The organism is Nonlabens sp. Asnod2-A12 (assembly GCF_045063745.1).
Lineage (GTDB): Bacteria > Bacteroidota > Bacteroidia > Flavobacteriales > Flavobacteriaceae > Nonlabens > Nonlabens xylanidelens.
In genome coordinates, this window is record NZ_JBEFOB010000003.1 from 655,239 (window position 1) to 680,858 (window position 25,620).

The 25,620-nt window shown below is 33.9% G+C and carries 25 protein-coding genes; 14 read left to right on the forward strand and 11 right to left on the reverse strand.

The features are described from left to right. Positions 1 to 3: 3 nt before the first annotated feature. The 8 genes from ACJJVJ_RS03100 (at position 4) to ACJJVJ_RS03135 (ending at position 8,045) form a co-directional block, all read left to right on the forward strand. Complete coding sequence (locus ACJJVJ_RS03100) at positions 4 to 1,824, forward strand: ABC transporter ATP-binding protein (protein ID WP_405368913.1); 1,821 nt, start codon at positions 4 to 6, stop codon at positions 1,822 to 1,824. Positions 1,825 to 1,839: 15 nt separating this feature from the next. Beyond that, positions 1,840 to 2,352, forward strand: coding sequence for a thioredoxin family protein (locus ACJJVJ_RS03105; RefSeq protein WP_104515127.1), 513 nt, complete (start codon positions 1,840 to 1,842; stop codon positions 2,350 to 2,352). A gap of 28 nt (positions 2,353 to 2,380) precedes the next feature. After that, the gene (locus ACJJVJ_RS03110; RefSeq protein WP_405368916.1) at positions 2,381 to 4,057 is read left to right on the forward strand and encodes an RluA family pseudouridine synthase; all 1,677 of its coding nucleotides are present in this window, start codon (positions 2,381 to 2,383) and stop codon (positions 4,055 to 4,057) included. Between the two features lie 87 nt (positions 4,058 to 4,144). After that, positions 4,145 to 5,602: a DNA recombination protein RmuC gene (gene rmuC / locus ACJJVJ_RS03115; protein ID WP_405368917.1), complete on the forward strand. Its 1,458-nt coding sequence runs from the start codon at positions 4,145 to 4,147 to the stop codon at positions 5,600 to 5,602. A 150-nt stretch (positions 5,603 to 5,752) separates the two neighbouring features. Next, positions 5,753 to 6,373 carry a winged helix-turn-helix transcriptional regulator gene (locus tag ACJJVJ_RS03120; protein WP_104515130.1) on the forward strand — a complete coding sequence of 207 codons (621 nt, stop codon included), beginning with the start codon at positions 5,753 to 5,755 and terminating at the stop codon, positions 6,371 to 6,373. Beyond that, entirely contained in the window at positions 6,357 to 7,064 is a 708-nt protein-coding gene (locus ACJJVJ_RS03125) for a DUF3307 domain-containing protein (RefSeq protein ID WP_405368919.1), read from the forward strand. Before ACJJVJ_RS03120 ends, ACJJVJ_RS03125 begins: the two co-directional genes overlap by 17 nt. Next, positions 7,061 to 7,429, forward strand: a complete 369-nt coding sequence (locus ACJJVJ_RS03130; RefSeq protein ID WP_104515132.1) for a 6-phosphogluconate dehydrogenase — start codon at positions 7,061 to 7,063, stop codon at positions 7,427 to 7,429. Before ACJJVJ_RS03125 ends, ACJJVJ_RS03130 begins: the two co-directional genes overlap by 4 nt. Before the next feature lie 70 nt (positions 7,430 to 7,499). Beyond that, positions 7,500 to 8,045: an acyl-CoA thioesterase gene (locus ACJJVJ_RS03135; RefSeq protein ID WP_104515133.1), complete on the forward strand. Its 546-nt coding sequence runs from the start codon at positions 7,500 to 7,502 to the stop codon at positions 8,043 to 8,045. A gap of 34 nt (positions 8,046 to 8,079) precedes the next feature. Here the strand turns inward: ACJJVJ_RS03135 and ACJJVJ_RS03140 are convergent, their stop codons facing one another. Further along, on the reverse strand, positions 8,080 to 9,417 hold the full coding sequence (locus ACJJVJ_RS03140) for an aspartate kinase (RefSeq protein WP_405368922.1): 1,338 nt from the start codon (positions 9,415 to 9,417) through the stop codon (positions 8,080 to 8,082). A 100-nt stretch (positions 9,418 to 9,517) separates the two neighbouring features. Here ACJJVJ_RS03140 and ACJJVJ_RS03145 point away from each other — a divergent pair, with 100 nt between their 5' ends. After that, a complete protein-coding gene (locus ACJJVJ_RS03145) occupies positions 9,518 to 10,171 on the forward strand; it encodes a hypothetical protein (protein ID WP_104515135.1) in 654 nt (217 codons plus the stop codon). 100 nt (positions 10,172 to 10,271) lie between these two features. Here ACJJVJ_RS03145 and ACJJVJ_RS03150 read toward each other — a convergent pair whose 3' ends face one another. Then, positions 10,272 to 11,798 (reverse strand): serine hydrolase, encoded by a 1,527-nt coding sequence (locus ACJJVJ_RS03150; RefSeq protein ID WP_405368924.1) that lies wholly within the window; start codon positions 11,796 to 11,798, stop codon positions 10,272 to 10,274. A 118-nt stretch (positions 11,799 to 11,916) separates the two neighbouring features. Between ACJJVJ_RS03150 and ACJJVJ_RS03155 the strand changes: the two genes are divergently transcribed. The 3 genes from ACJJVJ_RS03155 (at position 11,917) to ACJJVJ_RS03165 (ending at position 13,439) form a co-directional block, all read left to right on the forward strand. Further along, a complete protein-coding gene (locus ACJJVJ_RS03155) occupies positions 11,917 to 12,072 on the forward strand; it encodes a hypothetical protein (RefSeq protein WP_405368926.1) in 156 nt (51 codons plus the stop codon). A 143-nt stretch (positions 12,073 to 12,215) separates the two neighbouring features. After that, positions 12,216 to 12,620: a hypothetical protein gene (locus ACJJVJ_RS03160; RefSeq protein ID WP_405368928.1), complete on the forward strand. Its 405-nt coding sequence runs from the start codon at positions 12,216 to 12,218 to the stop codon at positions 12,618 to 12,620. A gap of 3 nt (positions 12,621 to 12,623) precedes the next feature. Beyond that, entirely contained in the window at positions 12,624 to 13,439 is an 816-nt protein-coding gene (locus tag ACJJVJ_RS03165; RefSeq protein WP_405368929.1) for a HEAT repeat domain-containing protein, read from the forward strand. Between the two features lie 15 nt (positions 13,440 to 13,454). Here ACJJVJ_RS03165 and ACJJVJ_RS03170 read toward each other — a convergent pair whose 3' ends face one another. From ACJJVJ_RS03170 to rpmH, 4 genes are all read right to left on the reverse strand, one after another. Next, positions 13,455 to 13,826 (reverse strand): hypothetical protein, encoded by a 372-nt coding sequence (locus ACJJVJ_RS03170; protein ID WP_405368931.1) that lies wholly within the window; start codon positions 13,824 to 13,826, stop codon positions 13,455 to 13,457. 488 nt (positions 13,827 to 14,314) lie between these two features. Then, on the reverse strand, positions 14,315 to 15,145 hold the full coding sequence (locus ACJJVJ_RS03175) for a hypothetical protein (protein WP_405368933.1): 831 nt from the start codon (positions 15,143 to 15,145) through the stop codon (positions 14,315 to 14,317). Positions 15,146 to 15,375: 230 nt separating this feature from the next. Next, positions 15,376 to 18,228, reverse strand: a complete 2,853-nt coding sequence (gene carB, locus ACJJVJ_RS03180; RefSeq protein ID WP_104515142.1) for a carbamoyl-phosphate synthase large subunit — start codon at positions 18,226 to 18,228, stop codon at positions 15,376 to 15,378. 104 nt (positions 18,229 to 18,332) lie between these two features. Continuing rightward, positions 18,333 to 18,497 (reverse strand): 50S ribosomal protein L34, encoded by a 165-nt coding sequence (gene rpmH / locus ACJJVJ_RS03185; RefSeq protein ID WP_082438615.1) that lies wholly within the window; start codon positions 18,495 to 18,497, stop codon positions 18,333 to 18,335. Between the two features lie 514 nt (positions 18,498 to 19,011). Between rpmH and ACJJVJ_RS03190 the strand changes: the two genes are divergently transcribed. After that, positions 19,012 to 19,527: a DUF2892 domain-containing protein gene (locus ACJJVJ_RS03190; protein ID WP_405368936.1), complete on the forward strand. Its 516-nt coding sequence runs from the start codon at positions 19,012 to 19,014 to the stop codon at positions 19,525 to 19,527. A 77-nt stretch (positions 19,528 to 19,604) separates the two neighbouring features. Here ACJJVJ_RS03190 and ACJJVJ_RS03195 read toward each other — a convergent pair whose 3' ends face one another. The 5 genes from ACJJVJ_RS03195 to rpsA all read right to left on the reverse strand — a co-directional run bounded on the left by ACJJVJ_RS03195 (position 19,605) and on the right by rpsA (position 24,573). After that, the gene (locus tag ACJJVJ_RS03195) at positions 19,605 to 20,510 is read right to left on the reverse strand and encodes a ribonuclease Z (RefSeq protein ID WP_405368937.1); all 906 of its coding nucleotides are present in this window, start codon (positions 20,508 to 20,510) and stop codon (positions 19,605 to 19,607) included. Positions 20,511 to 20,585: 75 nt separating this feature from the next. Then, positions 20,586 to 20,918 (reverse strand): ribonuclease Z, encoded by a 333-nt coding sequence (locus tag ACJJVJ_RS03200; protein ID WP_405368939.1) that lies wholly within the window; start codon positions 20,916 to 20,918, stop codon positions 20,586 to 20,588. Next, positions 20,911 to 21,846 (reverse strand): aspartate carbamoyltransferase catalytic subunit, encoded by a 936-nt coding sequence (locus tag ACJJVJ_RS03205; RefSeq protein WP_405368941.1) that lies wholly within the window; start codon positions 21,844 to 21,846, stop codon positions 20,911 to 20,913. Before ACJJVJ_RS03205 ends, ACJJVJ_RS03200 begins: the two co-directional genes overlap by 8 nt. Next, positions 21,846 to 22,391, reverse strand: coding sequence for a bifunctional pyr operon transcriptional regulator/uracil phosphoribosyltransferase PyrR (pyrR, locus tag ACJJVJ_RS03210; protein ID WP_104515148.1), 546 nt, complete (start codon positions 22,389 to 22,391; stop codon positions 21,846 to 21,848). Before pyrR ends, ACJJVJ_RS03205 begins: the two co-directional genes overlap by 1 nt. A 337-nt stretch (positions 22,392 to 22,728) precedes the next feature. Beyond that, on the reverse strand, positions 22,729 to 24,573 hold the full coding sequence (rpsA, locus tag ACJJVJ_RS03215) for a 30S ribosomal protein S1 (protein WP_405368943.1): 1,845 nt from the start codon (positions 24,571 to 24,573) through the stop codon (positions 22,729 to 22,731). 259 nt (positions 24,574 to 24,832) lie between these two features. Here rpsA and ACJJVJ_RS03220 point away from each other — a divergent pair, with 259 nt between their 5' ends. Next, positions 24,833 to 25,591: a DUF3592 domain-containing protein gene (locus tag ACJJVJ_RS03220; RefSeq protein WP_405368945.1), complete on the forward strand. Its 759-nt coding sequence runs from the start codon at positions 24,833 to 24,835 to the stop codon at positions 25,589 to 25,591. Positions 25,592 to 25,620: the final 29 nt, after the last annotated feature.

A 25,620-nucleotide genomic window follows, 5' to 3' on the forward strand; every position in this document is an offset into this window, starting at 1 on the left:
TAAATGAATTATTTTAAAGAGATTTTACAGTATGCTAGGCCTTATAAGCGTCATGGAATACTGAATATTATTTGTAATATATTTTATGCACTTTTCGGCGCATTAAGTTTTGTTTCATTGATTCCTATGTTAGATGTCCTATTTGACAAAACTCAAGCAGTAAACATTGCTCCTACTTGGGAAGGTATCAACCACACAATGGATTATGTTAAAGGCTATTTAGGCTACTACATCACTACACAAACTGATGGAAAAGAACAAGCATTAATCATTGTAATATCTCTAGTATTAATTCTTTTCTTTCTCAAAAACCTTTTCGGTTACCTAGGAATGTATTTTATCGCTTACCTAAGAAATGGTGTTTTAAGAGATATCAGAAATGACTTATTTTCAAAAATAGTTCACCTACCTATTTCTTACTTCTCTGAAAAGCGTAAAGGAGATGTTATTGCTAGAACCAGTGCTGACGTGTTACAGATACAGAATAGCTTTCTTTCTATTTTAGAACTCATTGTTAAAGAGCCTCTAAATATCATTTTCACACTAGCCATTATGTTAGTGATGAGTGCAAAACTCACCGTCTTCATGTTGATCTTTTTACCTGTTTCTGGATTCTTAATTTCAAGATTAGGTAAAAAATTAAAACAACGCAGTGGTCAGGTTCAAAAAGAGCAAGGTTATTTTCTTTCCTTGTTAGAAGAAACCTTAAGTGGTTTAAAAGTGATTAAAGGTTTCAATGCCGAAGATAGATTGAGCGAAAGCTTTCAAAATAGTACCAATAGAATGTACCGATTTGCAGTAAAATTAAATCACCGTAAAGGTTTTGCAAGTCCTGTAAGTGAGTTCTTAGGAATTTTAGTTATTGGAATTCTATTATGGTTCGGTGGTCGTCTAGTGTTAATTGAAGAATCAATCGATCCTACCACATTTATTGGGTTTATGGTACTTGCTTATAATATATTGACTCCAGCTAAGGCACTTTCTAAAGCTAGTTATCAAATTAAAGAAGGTAATGCAAGTGCAGAGCGTGTTCTAGAAATACTGCATACTAAAAATGAGATTGAAGATAAAGAAGGAGCTGTTTCTATTCCCGCTTTCGCGAAAGCGGTAAACGTAAACAACATCACGTTTTCTTATCAAGATGAACCTGTTCTAAAGAATTTCTCGCTTAATATACCTAAAGGAACTAGTGTTGCTCTAGTAGGACAAAGTGGTTCTGGAAAGAGTACGATTGCAAATCTATTGACCAGATTTTACGATGTAGAAAATGGTACTATTACTATAGATGGGCAAAATATTAAGGACGTAACTCTTAAGAGTTTGCGTGATCAAATGGCTATCGTTACTCAAGATTCTATCTTATTTAATGACACTATCGCAACTAATGTAGCACTAAGTGATAAAAATGCTACTGAAGAACAGATTACCGATGCTTTAAAAATTGCCAATGCTTGGGAATTTGTCAAAGACTTGCCAGAAGGTATTCATACCAACATAGGTGACAGCGGTAATAAATTAAGTGGTGGACAGAAACAACGACTTTCTATAGCGCGTGCGGTTCTTAAAAATGCTCCTATCCTAATTCTAGATGAGGCAACTAGCGCACTGGATACGGAAAGTGAACGACTGGTTCAAGATGCTCTTGAAAAAGTTATGAAAAATAGAACCTCTATCGTTATTGCTCACAGACTGTCTACTATTCAAAATGCAGACCATATAGTAGTGATGAAAAAAGGAGAAATAGTAGAACAAGGTACGCACAGTGATTTATTATCTAAAGAAGGTCTATACCATGGTCTTGTAGGTATGCAAAGTCTTGTTTAATTAAAAATTAAAAACATGAAAAATTTAATTCTTTTAGTAACATTTCTCGTTGTCACTATTAATGTAACAACGGCTCAAGAATCTGTAGCATCTTTAATGGACAAAGCTCTTAGTGAAGCAGTAGAATCTGATAAGCATGTGATGGTAAAATTTGAGGCATCTTGGTGTGGCTGGTGTCATCGCATGACTAAGCAGTTAAAAGACCCTGCCATCGCTTCTTATATAGAAGAAAATTATGTGTTGCTACCTATTGTTGTTTTTGAAAATGGGGATAACATAAAACTAGAAAACCCTGGATCTAGAGAATTAATTACTAGTTATAAAGGCGCTAGTGCTGGTTTGCCTTTTTGGGTGATACTAGACGCGAGTGGTACAATAATAACGACTTCTTTTAATGAAAAAGGAGATAACCTAGGCTGTCCAGCATCTAAAGACGAAGTGGCTAGTTTTATTAAAAAATTAAAAGCTACATCTAATTTAACTGCTGATAATGAGGCCTTAATAACTAAGATCTTTACAAAGAGTTAATTAACTGATTTTTAAAACATACTCTTTAATGAGTTCTATTTTACGCCGATTTAATTCTGAAGAAGAAAGGATAGATGCACCTCAAAAATTCACATTCCCTTTTCTTTACGAACCACATCCACTTGCTTTAAAAGCAGCGACACAACTAAGAAATTTTTTAGATGGTCTAGATAATTGGTTTTTTGATTTAAATCTAGGTCCAGAAGATTATCAGCATCCCTTAGGGAAAATGTTTGGGGTACTTGTCGTTAGAGATAAAGAAGGTAAATTAGGACATTTATGGGCACATTCTGGGGTTATAAACGGAGAACAAAAAGAGACTGAATTTGCTCCTTTAGTTTTTAATATGTTTCAGGAAGATGGTCTTTATGCCAAAGAAAATGGTATTTTAAGTACGCTCACTTCTACCTTAGAATCACTAGAGAACGACACAGACTACCTTGCCAATAAGAAAAGGCTAGAAAAACTAAAGGTTGAAAATGAACTTTTAATTTATAATCAGCGTAAAAAACATTCAAACCTCAAAGCAGAACGTAAGAAAATAAAGGAAGAAGTAAAATCTACACTAAGTAAAGTAGATTTTCAAAAATTAATAGACAGCCATCAAACAGCTGGTATGCATGCAAAATTCTTGCTTAAAGAATATAAAGTATATCTAGATTCAAAAGTCGTCCCTCTAGAAAAGGCTATTGCTACTGTTCAAAATGAAATAGACCAAATTAAGTTAGATCGTAAAAACCTGTCTAATAAACTGCAGACTTGGATTTTTGAAAATTATAATTTTTTAAATGCAAACGGTGAGCATAAAAATGCTATTGAGCTTTTTAAAAACATACCTCCTTACTTACCACCATCTGGAACTGGAGATTGTGCCGCGCCTAAATTATTACAATATGCTTATTTAAATGATTTACAGCCGCTCGCCATGGCAGAATTTTGGTACGGTGAGTCTTTAAAATCACAAATACGTAAACATGGTCACTTCTACCCATCTTGCCGTTCTAAATGTGAACCAGTTTTAGGACATATGCTACAGGGTCTAGACGTAGACGATAATCCTATGCTAGAAAACCCTGCTATAGGTAAAGAACTATCCCTTATTTATGAAGACGATTACCTTATGGCTGTTAATAAGCCCGAAGAGTTTCTCTCAGTACGAGGTAAGGTCATAGACGACTCTGTAGAATCTAGAATGAAACAACGTTTTCCAGATGCCACAGGACCATTAATTGTACACAGATTAGACATGAGTACATCAGGTGTTTTATTACTTACTAAGTCCCTAGATATTCATAAAAAGGTCCAAGATCAATTTGAAAGACGTACGGTTAAAAAACGATATATTGCTTTATTAGACGGTATGGTAAAAGAAGATAGTGGTTATATATCTCTAGCTTTAAGAGTAGATCTGGATAATAGACCTTTTCAAATGGTCGACCCTGAATACGGTAAAAACGCTCGTACAAGATATGAAGTTATAGAACGTAAAGATGGTAAAACTAGAGTGCACTTCTACCCTATTACAGGACGCACCCACCAGTTGCGTGTACATGCATCCCATCCATTAGGATTAAACTGTCCTATTGTAGGTGATGATTTATATGGTTTTAAACAAGACCGCTTATACTTGCATGCCGAGCAGTTAGAATTTATACATCCTGTAACTTTACAGCCTGTCATTTTAAATGTTCCTGCACCATTTTAAATAATTATTCTTCTTGTGAATAACTAGCTGGCATTCCTATTTTAAGACCTATTTAGTCATCGTATTTTTACGGTAAATCTCTATTTTATGTCTCAAGAATTTAATTGGTTGTTATTTTTAATCATCGGTGTGGTGATAGGTGCTGTAGTAGCGTGGTTTTTTGCAAAAACTCGCTTTGCCGGAACTCTCAATGTACTAGAGTCAGAAAAAGGGCAATTAAATAGCCAGCTATCTCAATTACAACCTGCGATACAAGAACGTGATCGTTTAAAACATGAGAACAGTCAGTACAGTGCACAATTAGCGCAAAAACTTGAGAGCCAGCAAGAATTAAGTTCGAGACTAGAAAAACTTGATAAAGAATATCGTGAGGTAGCTATCGAGAAGGAGAATCTTAATGTATTACTAGCTGAGCAACGTACCGCTTTTGCGAAAGCGGAAGAAAAACACACAGAAGCACAAGGAGAGATTGAGAAATTAAACGAGAAATTTACCAAGGAATTTGAGAACCTTGCTAACAAAATCTTAGACGAGAAAAGCACCAAATTTACCGATCAAAACAAGAAGAATATCGAACAAATTTTGAGTCCGTTACAGGAGAAGATTCAAAGTTTTGAAAAACGAGTGGAAGATACTCACAAAGACACTATCGATAGACAAAGTTCTTTAAGACAACAAATATTAGGTCTTAAAGAATTGAATCAACAAATGAGTAAAGAAACGAGCAACCTGACCAAAGCTTTAAAAGGAGATGCTAAAATGCGCGGTAACTGGGGAGAATTAGTCCTAGAACGTGTCTTAGAAAAATCTGGCTTAGAAAAAGGATCTGAGTATGAGGTACAACAAACTATTAAAACTGAAGATGGCAGGACCCTGTTTCCTGATGTAGTCGTAAATCTACCTGGCGGTAAGAAAATGGTTATCGATTCTAAGGTATCGCTCAATGCTTATGAACGCTTTATTAATGAAGAAGATGAAGATCTACAACAACGTTATTTAAAAGAACACGTTGCTTCTCTTAAAAAACACGTCGCAGATTTATCTGGAAAAAGCTATCATGATTACCACATCGATAGCCCAGACTTTGTACTTCTTTTTGTACCTATAGAACCAGCATTTGCCATGGCGTTAAATTATGATGGAAATCTATACAGTGAGGCATTTGATAAGAATATAGTTATAGTTACACCTACCACTCTATTAGCGACATTACGTACTATAGACACGATGTGGCAAAATGAAAAACAACAAAAAAACGCACTAGACATAGCAACAGCTGCTGGTGCTTTGTACGATAAATTTGTAGGTCTTACAGAAGATTTAATTAAAGTAGGTTCACAACTAGATACGGTTAAAAAATCTTATTCTGCTAGTATGAATAAACTTACTGAAGGTTCTGGAAACCTAGTAGGTCGTATAGAACGTTTAAAAAGATTAGGTGCCAAAGCCAATAAATCTCTGAATGAAAAACTGGTAAATCGTGCTATAGAAAGTGATCCAGATTTTCTAGAAGCTAGTGACGAAGAACAACGACTAAACTTATAATATTACACTATTACGTAATAATAACCAAATATTACACAATAACGTAATAAAATACAATTATTACACTTTTATGTAATAAATACAAATATTACCTAATAATGTAATATATTTGAATTATTACACTTTTACGTAATAATTTAAAAGTAGTTTATGCAAGTAGTCTTAGCAGGTGATATAATAGGTTCTCAAAAGAACCAGCCAGATGATTATCTCAAGATCATAGAGCCTATTTTAAAAGTACATTCTAAAAATGGAATGTATCAAATATATCGTGGCGATAGTTTTCAAGTATGGATGGACAGTCCAGAGCAAGGTTTATTAACCTGTCTTAAATTAAAAACTGCGTTGAGAAAAACCGGTATGCTAGATGTAAGAATAGCAATAGGTGTAGGCGACGTACAAGTTATAGATAATGATATTGCAAAATCTTCTGGAAATGCTCTAACACAATCTGGAGAGTTATTAGATTCATTAAAGAATAAGGAGCAAAACATTATGGTAAGAAGTGGAAACCCACTGGATTATTATATGAATACTGCATTAAAAATTGCTCTTATTTATATGGATGATTGGACAGAGAATGCAGCTGCCATTTTATATGAAGTTTATAAAAACCCTACTATTACCCAACAAGAAATGGGTGATAAATTAGGTATTAAGCAAGCCACTGCTAGCCGCAGACTAGATCGTGCCCATTATAAAGAGACAGACGCACTTCTACATTTATTTAAACAATACTATAAAGACGTGAGCCATGGAAGTATTAATTAAGTTACTAATAGCACACTTTTTAGGTGATTTTATTCTACAGACTAATAATTTTACTAAACAAAAAGAAAAACACCAGCTACGCTCCTACCACCTCTATGTTCATGCGGCAATTCATGCACTGTTGTCCTGGATTCTTCTTTGGGATTTAAAATACTGGTATGTGGCCCTTATCATTTTAGTAACACATTTTTTAATAGATGCAGGTAAACTATATTTCACCACTAAGAAAAACAGCCGCTGGTTATTTACCATAGATCAAATAGCTCATATTTTAATACTCGTAGTTCTAGCAACAAATACATCGGGAATTAACTTTATTATAAATGAACAGTTTTTACAAATACTATGGCCATTAATCTTATGTGTATTATTTCTTACTAGTCCTGTAGCCATCATGCTTAAAATATTTTTTACTAGATGGACTTTAACAGAAGACGACACCGGAATTTATGGACTTAAAAATGCTGGGAAATGGATAGGTATGTTAGAGCGATTGCTTATATTCTTATTTATTATAACAGACCATTTTAGCGCTGTAGGATTATTATTAACTGCAAAATCTGTTTTTAGATTTGGTGATTTAAGTAAGGCAAAAAATATGAAGCTCACAGAGTACGTATTAATAGGTACATTGCTTAGCTTTGGAATCGCAATTCTAACCGGATTGTTATTTAAAAATTACATGATATGAAAAAGATTTTAGGAGTCATACTTACCACAATATTACTACTAGCCGTTATATGGTATGCATTTATATATTTCGCTAGCTATTCTGATGGGTACCGTAGTGGAGAATTAATTAAGTTTACACATAAAGGTTTTGTCGTTAAAACCTGGGAAGGCGAGATCTCGCAAGGTATAAGCGGTGCACAAATTTTCTCTTTCTCTGTAATGGATAATCAACCAGAGATTATCGAAAAACTCAAGGAATATCAAGGTAAATATGTGAAGTTAAAGTATGAAGAGAAATTTGGAACTTTCTTCTTCTGGGGTGATACAAAATACTTTATTACCGAGGTTACTAAAGAAAATAGCCCACATTTTAATCGAGATTAATGATGGGAATTCCGCTTTCGCGAAAGCGGAACACTTATCCAATTAATTCTCTTAACAACAAGCACATTTTATGAAAGATACTTTTAAATCTCCAGAACAATCTAGAGTCATGTTATCCTTATTAATGTTACCATCTAATGCCAATTTTTCTGGTAAAATTCATGGAGGTTATGTTCTTTCTCTAATAGATCAAATTGCATTTGCTTGTGCGTCAAAACACAGTGGTGTCTACTGCGTTACAGCAAGTGTGGATGTTGTAGATTTTTTAGCTCCTATAGAAGTAGGCGAAATGTTAACCTTAAAAGCATCTGTAAACTATGTAGGTAAATCTTCTATGGTAGTAGGTATACGTGTAGATGCAGAGAACATACAAACTGGTGTGACAAAGCACTGTAATTCTTCTTTTTTAACTATGGTTGCCAAAGATGAAAATGGTAAAACCGTACCTGTTCCTGGACTTAAAATAAGTAACGAGACTCATGTACGCAGGTTTGCTAGAGCCATAAAAAGAAAACAAATTAAACAAAAAAGCGCCCAAGAAATCGCTGCTGCAAACTTCTCTGACGCTAGTTATAAGGAAGAATTAAAAAATTACAATGTAGAGATTGTTCTTTAAAAAAAACACCTACTTCTAACTCTGTTTATTATAATTAATAGGCAACAGCTTTTTCCTGTTGGGATTCAAATACATAGCCTTGTAATTTTTGTAACGTATTTAATTTTTGATCTGTATTGATCAATAATGATATATTATTATTGCTACCACCATATGAGATCATGCGTACAGGTACATCTTGTAATACTTGAAATAAATGTGGTGTGTCTTCATGATAAATAATATTATTACCTACCAGACACACGATACTCATACCTTGATCTACATCTACACTAGCTATCTTCTCTAGTTCTTCTACTATAGCATCCAGATGTAATGGATTATCTATGGTAAGAGAAACAGCTATTTCTGATGTGGTAATCATGTCTATCGAGGTCTCGTATTTTTCAAAAATTTCAAATACTTTTTTAAGAAAACCATGTGCTTGTAACATTCTTGCAGATTTTATCTTAATGGCATAGATGCCGTCTTTTGCCGCGATAGCCTTGATTCCTTCTCCATGAACATGATGTGTTATTAAAGTACCATAAGAATCTGGAGACATGGTATTTTTTAAACGTACAGGAATGTTAAGATCTTTTACAGGTATAACCGTTTGAGGATGTAAAATTTTGGCTCCGAAATAAGCAAGCTCTGCCGCTTCATCAAAAGATATGTTTGAAATAGCAGTCGTATTTTCTACAAAACGAGGGTCGTTATTGTGGAAACCATCGATGTCCGTCCATATTTGTACTTCGTCTGCCTCAATGGCTGCTCCTACTATAGAAGCTGTATAATCACTACCACCACGTTGTAAATTAGATACATTACCCTGAACATCTAGACATATAAAGCCTTGAGTAATGTAAATATCTGCCTCACTATTTTCATTTAAAATCCTATCTAGATTTTGTTTGATATAAAAAGAATCTGGCTCGTCATTATTATCGATACGCATAAAATCTAAAGCAGGTAATAATGCAGCGTTAATACCTTCTTGCTTTAAAAATCTACTGAATAGAAAGGTAGACAATAGTTCTCCTTGAGCAACTATTTGATTATAAATCAATGTAGTATGCTCTGAGCCTACAAGCTCTATTAAATTTGTAAAAACATCATTTACATATTCTTGAGATTCCTTAATAAGCACACTATCATTTAATAATTGCTCTATAGTAATTTGATAACTACTAGCCAGTTGTTGTATAAGAATAAGTGCAGATTCTTTTTCATTTAAGCGTATCTGTTCAGATATTTCTACCAAAGCATTTGTAGTACCAGACATAGCAGATAGTACCACCACTTTCTTAGTACCATCATTAATGATGTTTTTTACATGAGTCATGTTTTCTACAGAACCTACTGAAGTACCACCAAATTTTAAAACTAGCATTTTATTAATTTTTAGGTAAAAATACAGCCACTCCTATGGTAAAAGAAAAAATATAACAAAATTAGTTTAATTTTGCACAAGCTGTTAAATAGTTAACAATATGAAAACCATAGCAGATTGTGTTGAAGAGATTTTAGTCACTCAACCATTTCTAGAAGAAGCATTATCTAGACGTATCATTAATTTCTCTGCCCTAGCAGAAGAATTACAAGAGCCCATAAGTGGCATGCTTAGAAAACCAGTGAAAACTGGTGCCATTATGATGGCGTTGCGACGTTACAATCCGCCCAAAGATTTGAGGCATTCTAATAACTTAAAGTCTATTTTAAATAATCTAGGAGATATAACAGTACGATCTAACCTTATCGATTTTACCTTTAAAAATTCTAGCACCTTATTCTTAAGTCATAGTAAGATTCTAGAGTCCATAAACACAACTATTTTTTATGGATTTTCTAAAGGAATACATGAAAGTAACCTGGTTATATCCATGAGTGAGAAGGAAAAAATACAATCTCAATTTGCCGATGAGATCATGACGAGCACACAAGACAATTTAAGCGCCATAAGTATTGCTTTACCAGAAAATAACACTCAAGTTCCTGGTTTATATTATCAAATATTTAAACGTTTTGCATGGGAAGGAATCTCATTGCATGAGGTTATTTCTACCACAAACGAGTTCAGTGTACTCGTGGAAAATGATACGGTAGACAAAGCATTTTCGGCTATTAAAAAGTTGGGATACACCTAGTACTTACCATTTAATAAATAAAATATTGACATACAAAAAATAAAAAAAAAGCCTGAATCAAATTGATTCAGGCTTTTTTTTGAGCGCTTTAAATCTACCTTTACTCTACTCTCGTTGCGTTCATTTCGTTGAAAAAGAAGTCATCATTAGGCACGTCAAAGGTGATACCAGTAACTTTACCATAAGCATCACTCTCAAATTTTACAGTGCCAAAACTAAACCATGCCTGCGGCTCGTCCCAATGGATTTCATAAGCATCATAATTAAAATGTGAGAGCGTACTATTTAATAATGGCGTGTGTTCCCATAATAACTTAAGTTCACCATTCAATTCTTTTACTTCAAAGTTTCCATAAATATCGGCATGATACCTTCCTATAATTGCTGCTTTCTTTAAAGTAGGTTGCGTTCCCTTAACTTGTTTTGCTTTTCTGTCTGCTATTCTAGTGTCGCCCGCTTTCCATTTATCATAACCGTCTAACATTTCTTTACTCCAGTCTTTCTTATCCCGATTTAAGAAACGATCAAAGACGTAATAAGCAATAGCATTAGTCGGTGCTTTTACCCCATTAGTAAGTACTACAACACCTAGGTTCTCATCTGGTAGCATTTGTACCGTAGATATCATACCATCATAACCACCACCGTGACGTACTCTAAAATTGCCCTGATAATCTCCAAGAAACCATCCCAATCCATAACCAGCATATTGAGAACCGGTAGAATTACGATTTACTTGATTTACCCCAAAGCTATTATGTAAATTCCACATGTTATTGCGATTCTGCTCAGAGAATAACGTGTCGTTTTTCTTAGTAACTCCATGATTCATATTAAGAATCATCCATTTACTCATGTCATGAACACTAGAAATAATACCACCAGTAGACTGCACATTATCCCATCCTACCCATGGAATCGTATAATTCTTATTATTCTCATCCATAGCATGTGGAGTCGCTACATTCTTATTGTTACCAAAATCCTTAACACTCACCACCGTATCATCCATCTCTAGAGGTTTCAAAATACGCTCTGTAACATTATCCTTAAAACTCTTACCAGTAACTTTTTCTATCAATGCTCCAGCGGTAATAAACATCAAATTAGAATATCCATAACCAGCCCTAAAATCATAAGCTTGCGGCACAAACTTGATGCGTTTTACCACTTCTTCTGTACTCAACTCTGACTTATACCAGATACCATCACCAGAAAACGTACCTAAACCTACATTATGACTCAATAAATCCTCTACAGTAACCATTCTACTTATTGCAGGATCATACACTTCAAAATAAGGTAAGTGATCCTGTACTTTATCCTTCCAGTTCACCTTACCTTCTTCTACCAATTGCGCCATTATTGCCGCAGTAAAAGCTTTGGTGTTACTTGCAATAGCATAAAGAGTATGCTCATCTGGTTTGCGGTTTTCATTCACATCCATCTGGCCATACCCTTTTTCAAAGACTATTTTACCATCTTTAACAATACCCACACTCAATCCAGGAATATTCCAGTCCTTTTGCGTTTGAGAAATGTATTGATCTAGCTTTTTGTAATTGACCTTTTGAGCAAATACCGCTGTAGAAACAAATAGAATAGATAGAAAGAGAATCTTTTTCATGAGTTGAATTTATGGTATGAAGATAAGGGTTGTTTCGCTTTCGCGAAAGCGTGTAAGTTTGAATAATCGTTCAAAGAATTAACAGTAAAGGCAAAATACAATTGGTTAAGTTATCTTTATGAATCGAACGGTCAATTTTAATCTCGACATGAAAAAAGGATATCTTACTCGTTACCAAGGCTATGAAAAGCATCTAAGAAAATATTTAAAACGTAAATTTTGGAAAGGTGAGCGATTTGAAGAGAAGAAGGAGATCAAAAAACATGTCAATTGAGTGTAACAGAATGAAAAACTATTTAGCAAAATATCTATCTAAATCTACATTTTAAAAAAGCTTTTAATTTTGAAAAAAAACTTTTAATACTAGCCTTAATATTTCAGGCAGGCATTTTAAACGCTCAGAAAACTCAATCTGAATTGATAATAGGAACTTGGAGGTTTGAAAAGAATTGTGATTTAAGAACAAGACAAGAAAAAGTTAAATATTCTAACATTCCCTATTGCCCTCGAGAGACAGATACCAATTCTGGAAATACAGACAGAGTCTTTAAATCAAATAATCAGTTTGAATTTTATGAAACTCAATTTGGTATTTATAAGATAAAAAATAATGTACTAATAATTGAACATAGAATTTTACAAGAACATGCAAATCTAAATCCAGATGCAATAAAACGTTATCTTAAAAGAAAATTAATTGAGAAAAAAGATGATGGATTTTATTATTACAAACCTCAAATGTTAAGTATAAAATCAATTTCAGATGATCAAATCGAATTTGGTTCTGATAAACAATATACTATATGGAAACGCATAGATTAAGTCGTGAATAAATTAACCGAATATCCCACCAATAAGATTTTTGACCGACTTATAGATAATAAGTCAACTAATAATTATTTGAACTATATCAGTGAGCTAAGAAAACGAAAAACTAAAGAAATTTACAAACGTTGCTTATTATTAATAGAAAAAGGCTCAGATAAAGAGAAAATCATAGGGATCGATGTTATATCTCAATTTGGTTTTAATCCAAGGCTGTTTCAAAAAAGAACTCTAAAGATTTATTTTGATCTATTAAAAACAGAGACCAACAAACGTGTTATAGAATCTACCCTATTTGGAATAAGCTGGAACAATGAAAATATAACAGATAAACAACTGTCTATTATTTGCTATTATGTTGAGCATAAAAGTGCATATGTGAGATATGCTTTGACATATGCACTTTGTAGAATAGAGAAAGATAAAGCAATAGATACATTGATTAAATTATCAACTGATCGAGATGTTGATATAAGGGATTATGCCACCTTTGGTTTGGGCAGTCAGAATGAACTAGACAACCATAAAATAAGAACTGCCTTATGGGATAGAGTTAAAGATAAAGATCAAGGTGTTAGACTTGAAGCTATTTCTGGACTAGCCCAGAGAAAAGATAAAAATATTATTGAGATCCTTAAAAAGGAGTACTCCAGCATTCCTTATCATAATCTTTCACATATATTAGAATGTATAGAATATTTAAACGACAAGAGTTTTATCCCTATTCTAGAGAGCACGAAATTTGAAGATAAAAGGTTCGAAGAATATGGTGAAAAATGGATTATTAAAACTCTAGAGAAGTTACAAAGTAATTGACTTTACATCTAAGACTTATGAAATAATGTCTCTTATAAGTAAATAACAAATCAAAGCAAGTACTGCAAAGAAATAAAACCTATTAGTAAAATACTTCTTATAATAAAAATTAGGCTTACTTATTCCTTTAGAACTATTCTCTAATTCATGCTCAAAAGTTCTAGGCTGCATGAGAATATCTTTGGTTAAATAAGACAACTCTTTGTCATTAACAGAATTATTTGAGATAACATAATCCTGATAAGATTGACGCTTTATTTTTATAAAAATAATAATTAAAAATACGGCTATCGCTGTAAATGTGCCAACTTGATATACCTGAACAAATCCATCATTCAAATTTGAAAATATGAAATTAAAATCAGTATATGAAGATGATGGTTCCATATACGTTTGACTTAAATAAGTATAATTTTCGTTCATAATTTACATATACTTTAAAGATAGTAAAATTTTTAAATCGTATCTCTGAAAAGTAAATAGTAAATTAAAGCAAGTACTGCAAAGAAATAGAACCTATTTGTAAAATACTTCTTAGAATAAAAACTAGGCTTACTTATTCCTTTAGAACTATTCTTTAACTCATGCTCAAAAGTTCTAGGCTGCATGAGAATATCTTTGGTTAAATAAGATAATTCTTTATCATTACTAGAATCATTTGAGATAACATAGTCCTGATAAGATTGTTTTTTTACTTTGAAATAGACGAAAACCAATAACAAAGAAATCAATACAAATATGAATGCTTAATGACTCTGTACTAAAGTAGGGTCACTAAACAAACCTCTATAATAATTACCCATACAATTCATATCAAAAATTTTAATAAAGATAAGTGTTTTAAAAATAAAGGTTAAACCCTAGATAATTAAAGATTAGGAACTAAACATCCACTTAATCCACTTACCTTTTACACTATTGGGATTTGTTTGATTGCGATTTTTAAATACTCTATATATTCTTATAGGCACTCTATTATCAATATCTTCTCCTTTCCACTTTTCTTGATTCTTAAAAGTCTTTGTTTGTTGTAAAGTATAAATAATAGTTGAATCAGAAATTTGTTTATCTGCATAAACTCTTATGTGAAACCATTCATCAATCATTTCGTCATGATCCTCTATTTCGTAATGTGTATTAGGGCGAATACTATCTTTAAAGCTTTTTATATTTGATTTCATTGAGTTCAAGTTATTTGACAATTCCGTCCTAGATATAATCGTACCGTCTGTTTTACCCATAAAAATCTTTAGTCCATACTTGGGAATTGTCTGTAAAGTCTTAACCGAATCATTTTCAGGCAAATGAAATTTAAAATTAAACTTTCTACGTAAATACTCTTCATAACTGTTTACTTTTATAAGGCTAAAATCTTGAGAGTTATAAATAGATTTCCAAGTAGCATAAATGCTATCGTTAGATTCAGATAATTTATAATTAACAAGTATACTTCTGTCTCTAAATTCCCAGATGGAATCTTCATAATAATCTAATATAGGAATATCAAATTCAATTTTTGATCTCGTTGCGTCATAAATAACCATTTCTTCATAAACATAAAGAGTATCATTTCTAAAGTTCCATTGATCATATTCATTTTCTAAATTGAACCAAGTTCCTTGAAATCTTCCCTCTGCTTCTTTTTGTCCACAAGAGCAAAGTAAGACTAGTAAAAATATTATTATTACGTAAAAGGATGTTTTCAAATTGCTGTTTTTTTTAAACTAAAAATAAGTAATTTATATAAAGTAAGATTCAAAAGTATCTATCTTTCGCGAAAGCGAAACCACAACTTAAAACAAAAAGCCCTAAAAGCTTCAAACTTTTAGGGCTTTGATTTATAATACTGTTGTCAGTCTGAGCTTGTCGAAGACGAGTTGAAATCCAAATATTAAATCAACTTCGACAAGCTCAGTTTGACACCTGCATAAGTAAATTACTTACTCAAATACATTCTACGTCTTGCGTACAAGTCATAAAAAGCATCGTCTTTAAGACTGTCTATGAATAGAATACTTTCTCCAGTAGATTTCATTTCTGGTCCTAGACGTTTATCTACGTTAGGAAACTTATTGAAAGAGAATACCGGTTGCTTGATCGCATAACCATCTAACTGCGGATTAAAATCAAAGTCAGTTACCTTATTATGACCTAACATAACCTTTGTTGCATAGTTTACATAAGGTTCTTTGTATGCTTTGGCAATAAATGGTACCGTACGAGATGCTCTAGGATTTGCTTCAATGATGTATACTTTTTCATCCTTGATCGCAAACTGTATGTTAATCAACCCTACTGTATCTAGCGCAAGTGCTATCTTCTTAGTATGATCTTTAATTTGCTGCATTACCAGGTCACCTAGGTTAAATGGTGGTAACAACGCATTTGAATCTCCAGAATGGACACCACATGGTTCTATGTGCTCCATTATACCAATAATATAAACATTCTCTCCGTCACAAATTGCGTCTGCCTCTGCCTCTATCGCTCCATCCAGATAATGGTCTAATAAAAGTACATTGTTAGGTATCTTTTTTAAAATATCTACAACGTGCTCTTCTAACTCGTCTTTATTGATAACGATTTTCATCCCTTGACCACCTAATACATAAGAAGGTCTAACTAAGATAGGAAAATCTAATTTCTCAGCTACTTGAAGAGCCTCAGCTGGTGTAGTTGCTGTTGCAAATTCAGGGAAAGGAATGTTATTCTTAAGTAACATTTCAGAGAACAACCCACGATCTTCGGCAAGATCTAGAGCTTTATAACTAGTTCCTAAAATCTTAATACCGTAACGTTCTAGTTTTTCAGCTAGCTTTAAAGCCGTCTGTCCACCTAGTTGTACGATAACACCTTCTGGCTTTTCATGACGTATAATGTCATAAATATGTTCCCAAAATACAGGTTCAAAATATAATTTATCTGCCGTATCAAAATCGGTAGAAACCGTTTCTGGATTACAGTTAATCATGATCGTTTCATAACCACATTCTTGCGCTGCATAAACTCCATGCACACAACAGTAGTCAAATTCTATTCCCTGTCCGATACGGTTAGGACCAGAACCTAGAACAATTACTTTCTTTTTGTCAGATACCACGCTTTCATTTTGCACGTAGCGCTCTCCATCTGCAGTTTCTATATCTGCCTCAAATGTGGAGTAATAATATGGTGTATCTGCTTTAAATTCTGCGGCACAAGTATCAACGAGTTTATAAACTCTATTGATTTTCATTTCCTCACGTAAATTATATACCTCTGACTCGAGACATCCTAACATATGCGCGATCTGGCGGTCTGCAAATCCTTTTTGTTTTGCTTCTAGTAGTAGCTTTCGCGAAAGCGTGCCCACATCATACTTCCCTATTTCTTTTTCTAATAAGAAGAGTTCTTCAAACTGCTTTAAGTACCACATGTCTATTTTAGTAATCTCAAAGATTCTATCTAATGAGATTCCCATAGCTACTGCATCATACAGAGCAAAAACACGATCCCAACTTGCGTTAGTTAGTTTTTCAATCACCTGATTATAATCCGTATAACCTTTACCGTCTGCTCCTAAACCATTACGTTTAATTTCTAGTGACTGTGTCGCTTTATGAAGTGCTTCTTGGAAAGAACGACCTATTCCCATTACCTCTCCTACGGCTTTCATTTGAAGACCTAGAGTACGATCAGATCCTTCAAACTTATCAAAGTTCCAACGTGGGATTTTTACAATTACATAATCTAAAGTAGGCTCAAAAAGCGCTGATGTATTACCGGTAATTTGATTATTTAACTCGTCTAGTGTGTAACCTAGCGCTAGTTTAGTAGCAATTTTTGCAATAGGGTAACCTGTCGCTTTACTTGCTAGTGCAGAAGATCTAGATACACGAGGGTTGATCTCGATAGCGATAATCTCTTCTTTCTCATCTGGACTTACTGCAAACTGTACGTTACATCCACCTTCAAATTCACCTATACTACGCATCATGTGGATAGCCATGTCACGCATTTTCTGGAAAGTGCGGTCTGATAGCGTCATGGCAGGAGCTACTGTAATAGAATCTCCTGTATGGATTCCCATAGGATCCATATTTTCAATAGTACAAATAATGACTACGTTATCATTCTTATCGCGTAGTAATTCTAATTCATATTCTTTCCAGCCCAGTAAGGCTTTATCGATCATTACCTCGTGAATAGGAGAAACCTCTAAACCTACGGTTAATAATTCGTCATAATCTTCTTCATTATGGACAATAGCTGCACCAGCACCGCCTAGAGTAAAAGAAGAACGTATACATAAAGGAAAACCAAATTCTTGAGCAATTTCCTTTCCTTTTAAGAAAGAAGTAGCAGTGGCTTGTGGCGCCATACCTACTCCTATTTCACCCATCAACAATCTGAATTTCTCTCTGTCCTCAGTAATGTTAATTGCATCGATATCTACACCGATCATATCTACGTTATGATCTTCCCAAATACCTTTTTCCTGCGCCTCAATACAAAGGTTTAACGCTGTCTGTCCACCCATAGTAGGAAGTACAGCATCAATTTGTGGGTGCTCTTTAAGGATTTGTTTAAGTGAAGTAGTTGTTAATGGTAAAAGGTACACATGATCTGCCATAGAAGGGTCAGTCATGATAGTTGCCGGATTTGAATTAATTAAAATGGTCTCTATTCCTTCTTCTCTTAGAGATCTTAAAGATTGAGAACCTGCATAATCAAACTCACACGCTTGACCTATGATTATAGGCCCGCTACCTATTAATAAAATGGATTTGAGGTCTTTTCTTTTTGGCATTATAAAGTGATTTTATGGGACTTAGGTAATTTGGTAATAGGGTACAAAAAAAGGCGTCAATTCTAATGAATTAACGCCTAAAGTATAATTAAAGATAAATCATATTATCTTTTGTGTCTTCTTTCAGTAGAAACAGATAATTTTTTACGTCCTTTAGCTCGGCGACGAGCAAGAACTTTACGACCGTTTGCAGAAGCCATGCGCTCTCTGAAACCGTGCTTGTTTCTTCTTTTCCTTTTACTTGGTTGGTATGTTCTTTTCTGTGCCATAGCTTGAAATCTGTATCTATATAATAAAAAGGCTTTAAACCTTAGATTTTAATCGGCTGCAAATATAACAACTCTTATTTTACTTACAACAGGAAATTCACTTTTTTTGAAAATATTTTTCTACTAATTCCTAATCAGTTTCATTTTCAGCTTTAAAGATAATGATAAGATCAATACCTATCTAATAGCTAAGTAATAAAATTTTAAAACTAACATTTCAGTTCTTATCTAGCAACAGCTTTGTATCTATTCCTTGTCTAGACTATTATATTTAAGACTCTTTACTATAGTTTACTATTCTGTCTATCCAATCCTATTGTATATAGTTTAAAACATAATATTACTTCTACTCTTCAAAAACGGTAATTTATATTTGAATTTACAGTAACCGACAAAAGACTTTAATCACTTTACTTTTAAAGGTTATATCCATTTACAGAATAAAACACTACCCTTTCCTGAAAACAAAAACTCCTTAAATCCTTATCTTTGCAAACTTCAAAACACACCTATAATGTTTAACAAAAACATCAAACTGGTTATCACTGCTATTATTGTAGCATATGCCATATATCAATTTACTAGAAACGAGATTCTTACAGGAATTTTCTTAATCTTATTTTCAGGAATCTTCATATTTCTTTACTTTAAAAACGAAATGATTTTACTTGCATTTAATCGTTTAAGAAAGCAAGATTTTCCAGGTGCAAAAAAATGGTTAGATAAAATAACAGATCCAGAAGCAGCTCTAGTACAAAAGCAACAAGGTTATTATAACTATTTACACGGTCTTATGATTTCTCAAGAAAACATGACCAAAGCCGAAAAATACTTTAAAAAAGCTATCACATTAGGTCTTAACATGGATCAAGATCTTGCGGTTGCCAAATTAAACCTAGCAGGTATCTCTATGATGAAGCGTCGCAAACGTGAAGCTACTGCCCTACTTAGTGAAGCAAAGAAACTAGATAAACAAGGAATGCTAGCCGATCAAATTAAAATGATGAAGCAGCAAATGAAGAAGATTTAATTTTTCTTAGAATATATTAAACAAACAAAAGCCCAATCTTGCGATTGGGCTTTTGTTGTTTACAGTAAATAATTTTACTAAAACTCAAACACCTTTCCATCCATCGCTAGCTCACTGTTCTCAAAGACTTCTCTGGCCTCTGACCTGAAGAGCTCATAATCACCATAACGTGATGAGTAATGTCCTAAAATAAGAGTTCCTACCTGCGCTTTTAAAGCAATAGTTGCAGCCTGCTCTGCAGTACTATGCTTTGTTCTATCGCAAAGATCTTCGTGCGCTTTTAAAAAGGTGCTTTCATGATACAAAGCTGTAACACCTGTAATCTGCGGTACGATATCTTCTTTGTAAACCGTATCACTACAAAATGCATAACTTTTAGGCTTATCACCATCCATAGTCAACTCTTCATTTGCAATCAGCTCGCCGTTATCTAAAGTAACATCATAACCTTGTTTTACCTTACGATAATAGGCCTGATCTACTCCATATTCTTCACAAGCGACTATATCCAGACGCCTGTCACCTGGCTTTTCTTGAAATAAGAAACCGTGTGTAAATACACGATGCTCCAGTGGTATAGTTGTTACCGTTAGAGAATCATCTTCTAGTAGAAGTTGTGGGATGTTTTCTACGCTTTCGCGAAAGCGTAAATCAAAAGCTGTATAAACTTTTGCTAACTTTAATTGGATTAAAATCAACTCTTTAATCCCTTTAGGACCATAAATAGTTAACTCAGAATCACGACTTAATAAACAAAATGTAGAAATTAAACCTATCAATCCATATACATGATCGCCATGTAAATGTGAAATAAAAATATGCTTGATACGAGCAAACTTAATACGATTTTTACGCAACGCCATTTGCGTACCTTCTCCACAATCTATGAGAAATAAATGACCTTTCATCTCTAGAATTTGAGCCGTAGGACGTGCGTTATCTCGAGGTGTTGCGCTGTGACAACCAAGTATTGTTAATTTCAAATTGTGTGTTTTAATGCTATAAATAGCGTTTTAGAGCAAATAGAAGGTACCGCTGCAGCGTCATGGCAAATAGATCTAAAAGCCTAGATCGCGTTCAATCTCTTCCATCTCTATCACATCTTGTGCTTCTTGAATAGTAGGCACAATCATTAACTCTTCTGGAATCTCATCTATAGAAATGGCAGTATTTACCATTACAAAAGATTGCTTAGAAGCCCTGTGACTATTACTCAATTCTAAAAAGGAAATTAAATCCATTAAAGATGCTTTATCATACTGTAGTAGATCAACGACTACATTCTTACCAGTAAATTGGTCATTTATTCGGTTTAAAAATGAAGCGAAATCTTTAATATCATCTCGCTCATCTTTTAGTACTATATACTTATCGTGTTCTTCACTAATCATTTCTTCTAATTTTTGCAGCTACTAAATATAAAACTGCCATTCTAATAGCGACACCATTTTCTACCTGATTCAAAATAATAGCTTGATCAGAGTCTGCGACGTCACTTGTAATTTCTACACCTCTATTAATAGGTCCAGGATGCATGATTACGATATCTTTTTTAAGACTGTCTAACAATTCTCGATTTACACCATATTGCTGTACATATTCTCTAACACTTGGGAAATAAGAAATATCCATACGCTCGTTTTGAACGCGTAGCATATTTGCTACATCACACCATTCTAGAGCTTTTTTGAGATTAAGCTCCACTTTCACTCCTAGAGATTCAATATGTTTAGGTAAAAGAGTCGCAGGACCACAAACCATAACCTCGGCTCCTAGTTTCTTAAGACAGTAAATGTTTGATAACGCTACACGACTGTGTAAAATATCTCCCACTATAACTACTTTCTTACCTTTAAGACTACCTAATTTTTCTTTTATGGAATAACTATCCAGTAACGCTTGAGTAGGATGCTCATGAGCGCCATCTCCTGCATTTACTATTCTAGCGTCTACATGCTTAGAAAGAAAGACTCCAGCACCAGGATGAGGATGCCTCATCACGACTAGATCTACCTTCATAGCTAGAATATTATTTACTGTATCAACTAAGGTCTCTCCTTTCTTAACTGAACTTTGTGCCGCACTGAAGTTAATCACATCTGCACTTAATCTTTTTTCAGCAAGTTCAAAAGACAGTTTTGTTCTTGTAGAGTTTTCAAAAAAGAGATTTGCTATGGTAATATCTCTTAAAGAAGGAACCTTTTTAATAGGTCTGTTGATGACTTCCTTAAACTGATCTGCAGTTTTGTGAATTAAATTGATATCCTCAACGGTAAGGTATTTAATCCCTAAAACATTATCAACACTCAACTCACTCATTAGTCTTCATTTTTTAAAAGGTAAACAGCATCTTCTCCTCCATTCTCTTTCCAGAGCACTTTTACTTTTTGATTATTTATTGCATCTACCTGTCTGCCATTATAATCTGGCTGTATAGGTAAATGTCTAGAAAATCTTCTATCGATAAGAGTTAACAACTCTATAGTATCTGGCCTACCAAAAGATTGCAAAGCTGTAAGTGCTGCGCGTATACTTCTACCAGTATATAATACATCATCCACAATTACTACACGCTTATTTTCTACTAAAAAATTAATCTCTGTAGAATTTGCTTTTAATGGCTCATCATTTCTTCTGAAGTCATCTCTATAGAAAGTAATATCTAACAAACCAGTTTTTAAGTTTTTAATCTTATAGTTGGTTTTTAAAATCTCAGCAAGTCTATTCAGTAAAAAACTACCTCTAGGCTGTAAACCTACAAGGGCCGTATTTTCAAATGTGTCGTGATTTTCAATTAATTGGCAAGCTAATCTGTGAAGTATAATATCCAGAGCTGCGGCGTCGAGAAGTAATTTTTGACTCATGAAACCAATTTAATTTCAAAATTATAGCAGTAAAATTACTGCCCATACTAGCAAAGATAAGTATTTTGAACTGTCCTTAAAGTCTGTATTTTATTTATTGAAATAAAAAAGGAAGTTTACATAAAAATGCCTCCTATTAACCACAAAACAAAAGCATAAATCTGGTTAAAAAACTTCGTATCTGTAAGGCCAACTATCAAATACGTGACCACATTTATATTTTAATTGTGCACTATCACACAACCAGCATCTTTATAATCGAATAAAAAAAAGAAATAAAAAAACCCTTATCAGAAAACTGATAAGGGTTTTAAAGTTTAGAATTTAAAAACTATTACTAGTTCTTACCTTCCATTCTATCTTTAAGTGCTTGTAACTTAGAGTTTGCATCACCTAATGTAGGCTTAGACTCTTCAGCAGACTTAGCAGCTGCTTGTTGTACATTCTTAGCTTCTTCTTCTTTATGAAGAATCATGTGAGAACCTACTACACGCTTAAATTCTTTGTTGAATTCAATGATCTGGATTTGCGCCTTCTCACCTTTCTTCAATTTAGAACCATCTTCTTTTTCTAAGTGACGTGTTGGAATAAACACAGAGATATCTTCATTAAAGTTAACTACAGCACCTTTGTCTACAGTTTCAGTAATTTCAATATCGTGAGTTGTTCCTACACCGAATTCACCTTCGTACTTATCCCATGGGTTAGGCATAGTTTGCTTATGACCTAGAGATAATTTACGTCCTTCTACGTCTAGTTCAAGAACCACTACCTCTAGTGTATCTCCTACTGCACAGAATTCAGATGGGTGCTTCACTTTCTTAGTCCAAGAAAGGTCAGAGATGTAAATTAATCCATCAACACCTTCTTCAAGTTCTACAAATACACCGAAGTTAGTAAAGTTTCTTACTGTACCAGAGTGCTTAGAACCTACAGGATACTTAGTAGTAATGTCAGTCCATGGATCTGGGTGAAGTTGCTTCATACCTAGAGACATCTTACGATCTTCTCTATCAATAGTAAGAACCTCAGCATCGATGATATCACCTACTTTTACGAAGTCACCAGCACTTCTTAAGTGCGTAGACCATGACATTTCAGAAACGTGAACAAGTCCTTCAACTCCTTCTTCTACTTCTACAAATGCACCGTAATCAGCAATAACAACTACTTTACCTTTTACTTTATCTCCAGTTTTGATCTTGTCAGAAAGAGCTTCCCATGGGTGAGCTTCTAATTGCTTAAGACCTAATTGGATACGAGATTTATCTTCGTCAAAGTCAAGGATTACCACGTTAAGTGTCTGATCTAGTTCTACAACCTCATTAGGGTGGTTGATACGTGACCAAGAAAGGTCAGTAATGTGAACAAGTCCATCAACACCACCTAGATCAACAAATACACCGTAAGAAGTAATGTTTTTAACAACACCTTCAAGTACCTGTCCTTTTTCTAGACGAGAGATAATCTCTTTCTTCTGCTCTTCGATATCTGCTTCGATAAGCGCTTTGTGAGATACTACAACGTTTTTGAATTCGTGGTTGATTTTCACAACTTTAAATTCCATTGTTTTATCTACGTACTGGTCATAATCACGGATAGGCTTCACATCAATTTGTGAACCTGGTAAGAATGCTTCGATACCGAATACATCTACGATCATACCACCTTTAGTACGACATTTAACGTAACCGTTTACGATTTCGCCAGTGTCATGTGCATTGTTAACGCGTTCCCAAGCCTTGATAAGACGTGCTTTACGGTGAGAAAGGATCAATTGTCCAGTCGCATCTTCACGTACATCTACAAGAACCTCAACCTTATCACCTTCTTTAAGGTTCTGGTTGTAACGGAATTCGTTAAGAGAAATAGCACCTTCAGACTTTGCGTTAATATCAATGATAGCATCACGATCAGTAATCTTGATAACTACACCTTCAATTACATCAGTATCGATAGTGTCAACAAAGTTGTCAGATACTAATTTTTCAAAAGCCTTTAATTGCTCCTCATCAACTTTTTCGATTCCTTCACTATAACGTTCCCAGTCAAAAGAGTCTAGAAATGCAGTAGGATCTTCTTGTTGTGGAGAAGTAATTACTGGAGTTTTTTTCTCAGTTTGAGCGTCTGCTACACCATCTTGTGAAGCGTCCCACTCTTTGTTTGTTTGATTTTCAGCCATAATAGGTTGCTGATTAAAATTTGTATTCTAAAAAAGTAGCGGAAACTTATAGAACCTTTTAAAGAAGAGTTATATAAATATTTGATTCCCAACCGGTTTCCTTATTCTCGATTTGGGTTTGCAAAAGTACATCCTTTTTTAATCATTAACAATACTTAAGTCTATGAAAATCTAGTTTTTAAAGCAACTTGTTTTACCCTATTACAACTACGTTACCTTTTAATCCTTTTTATAACTTGCCACCTTCTATTTTTACACCATGAGACTAGCTATTTATATCACTTTATTATTAGTTGCATGTTACATAGCATACCGCATTGCGCAGCGCATGGCAAGCGATAAAGATCCTGATGAAAAGCCTGGATGCATAATGGTGGGTTATGTCACATTAGTCTACCTGTGTATGTGCGCACTTTCTTTTACATTTTTAAGCTTAACATTATCTGGACTATATGGTAACGTGGTACATCACAGGTATGAAGCAACAGTAATTGATGTAAGAACATATGAAAGTGAAGACAGTGATGGGAACACTACAACCATGTACGCACCTACCGTACAGTTTACTACCGATCAAGGAGACGTTATAACTAGAGAATTAAACATAAGCTCTGGAGAACCTTATCAAAATGGAGAAATACACCCAGTTTCTTATAATCAAGAAACTAATGACCTAGACTCAAGATCGATAGCTAGTGTAGTACTGATGTTAGCCGGCTTACTCATGTCATTGTTCTTACTAGGCTACGTAATTATAGGTATTGCTTATGCTTTTTATATACCTATAGGAATAAACGGCATGGAATACACCGCTTTTATATTCGTTTACATTCTTATGCCGCTGGGCATGATAGGTATGAATGCTGGACTTATTTACTATGTGGTGCAGCGTCTTACCACAGGTTATAAGTCCGACCAGCCTATTTGGGTTCTTATAGTAGTTATTTTTTTCATTATTGTATTAACCCTTAGCAAAATATCTATAATCAAAATCATGCTATCTAAAAATAAAAAATAAAAGCTTTTTTTTTTTAAATTCCGCTTTCG

Excerpts from the sequence above, each read along its gene's own strand:
- ACJJVJ_RS03105 (WP_104515127.1), top strand. The coding sequence starts at position 1,840 with ATGAAAAATTTAATTCTTTTAGTAACATTTCTCGTTGTCACTATTAAT.
- ACJJVJ_RS03220 (WP_405368945.1), top strand. The coding sequence starts at position 24,833 with ATGAGACTAGCTATTTATATCACTTTATTATTAGTTGCATGTTACATA.
- ACJJVJ_RS03170 (WP_405368931.1), bottom strand. The coding sequence starts at position 13,826 with ATGGAACCATCATCTTCATATACTGATTTTAATTTCATATTTTCAAAT.
- ACJJVJ_RS03205 (WP_405368941.1), bottom strand. The coding sequence starts at position 21,846 with ATGAGTGAGTTGAGTGTTGATAATGTTTTAGGGATTAAATACCTTACC.
- ACJJVJ_RS03190 (WP_405368936.1), top strand. The coding sequence starts at position 19,012 with ATGTTTAACAAAAACATCAAACTGGTTATCACTGCTATTATTGTAGCA.
- ACJJVJ_RS03125 (WP_405368919.1), top strand. The coding sequence starts at position 6,357 with ATGGAAGTATTAATTAAGTTACTAATAGCACACTTTTTAGGTGATTTT.
- ACJJVJ_RS03100 (WP_405368913.1), top strand. The coding sequence starts at position 4 with ATGAATTATTTTAAAGAGATTTTACAGTATGCTAGGCCTTATAAGCGT.
- ACJJVJ_RS03110 (WP_405368916.1), top strand. The coding sequence starts at position 2,381 with ATGAGTTCTATTTTACGCCGATTTAATTCTGAAGAAGAAAGGATAGAT.
- rpsA (WP_405368943.1), bottom strand. The coding sequence starts at position 24,573 with ATGGCTGAAAATCAAACAAACAAAGAGTGGGACGCTTCACAAGATGGT.
- rpmH (WP_082438615.1), bottom strand. The coding sequence starts at position 18,497 with ATGGCACAGAAAAGAACATACCAACCAAGTAAAAGGAAAAGAAGAAAC.
- ACJJVJ_RS03140 (WP_405368922.1), bottom strand. The coding sequence starts at position 9,417 with ATGCTAGTTTTAAAATTTGGTGGTACTTCAGTAGGTTCTGTAGAAAAC.
- rmuC (WP_405368917.1), top strand. The coding sequence starts at position 4,145 with ATGTCTCAAGAATTTAATTGGTTGTTATTTTTAATCATCGGTGTGGTG.
- carB (WP_104515142.1), bottom strand. The coding sequence starts at position 18,228 with ATGCCAAAAAGAAAAGACCTCAAATCCATTTTATTAATAGGTAGCGGG.
- ACJJVJ_RS03150 (WP_405368924.1), bottom strand. The coding sequence starts at position 11,798 with ATGAAAAAGATTCTCTTTCTATCTATTCTATTTGTTTCTACAGCGGTA.
- ACJJVJ_RS03200 (WP_405368939.1), bottom strand. The coding sequence starts at position 20,918 with ATGATTAGTGAAGAACACGATAAGTATATAGTACTAAAAGATGAGCGA.
- ACJJVJ_RS03145 (WP_104515135.1), top strand. The coding sequence starts at position 9,518 with ATGAAAACCATAGCAGATTGTGTTGAAGAGATTTTAGTCACTCAACCA.
- ACJJVJ_RS03155 (WP_405368926.1), top strand. The coding sequence starts at position 11,917 with ATGAATCGAACGGTCAATTTTAATCTCGACATGAAAAAAGGATATCTT.
- ACJJVJ_RS03130 (WP_104515132.1), top strand. The coding sequence starts at position 7,061 with ATGAAAAAGATTTTAGGAGTCATACTTACCACAATATTACTACTAGCC.
- ACJJVJ_RS03135 (WP_104515133.1), top strand. The coding sequence starts at position 7,500 with ATGAAAGATACTTTTAAATCTCCAGAACAATCTAGAGTCATGTTATCC.
- pyrR (WP_104515148.1), bottom strand. The coding sequence starts at position 22,391 with ATGAGTCAAAAATTACTTCTCGACGCCGCAGCTCTGGATATTATACTT.
- ACJJVJ_RS03120 (WP_104515130.1), top strand. The coding sequence starts at position 5,753 with ATGCAAGTAGTCTTAGCAGGTGATATAATAGGTTCTCAAAAGAACCAG.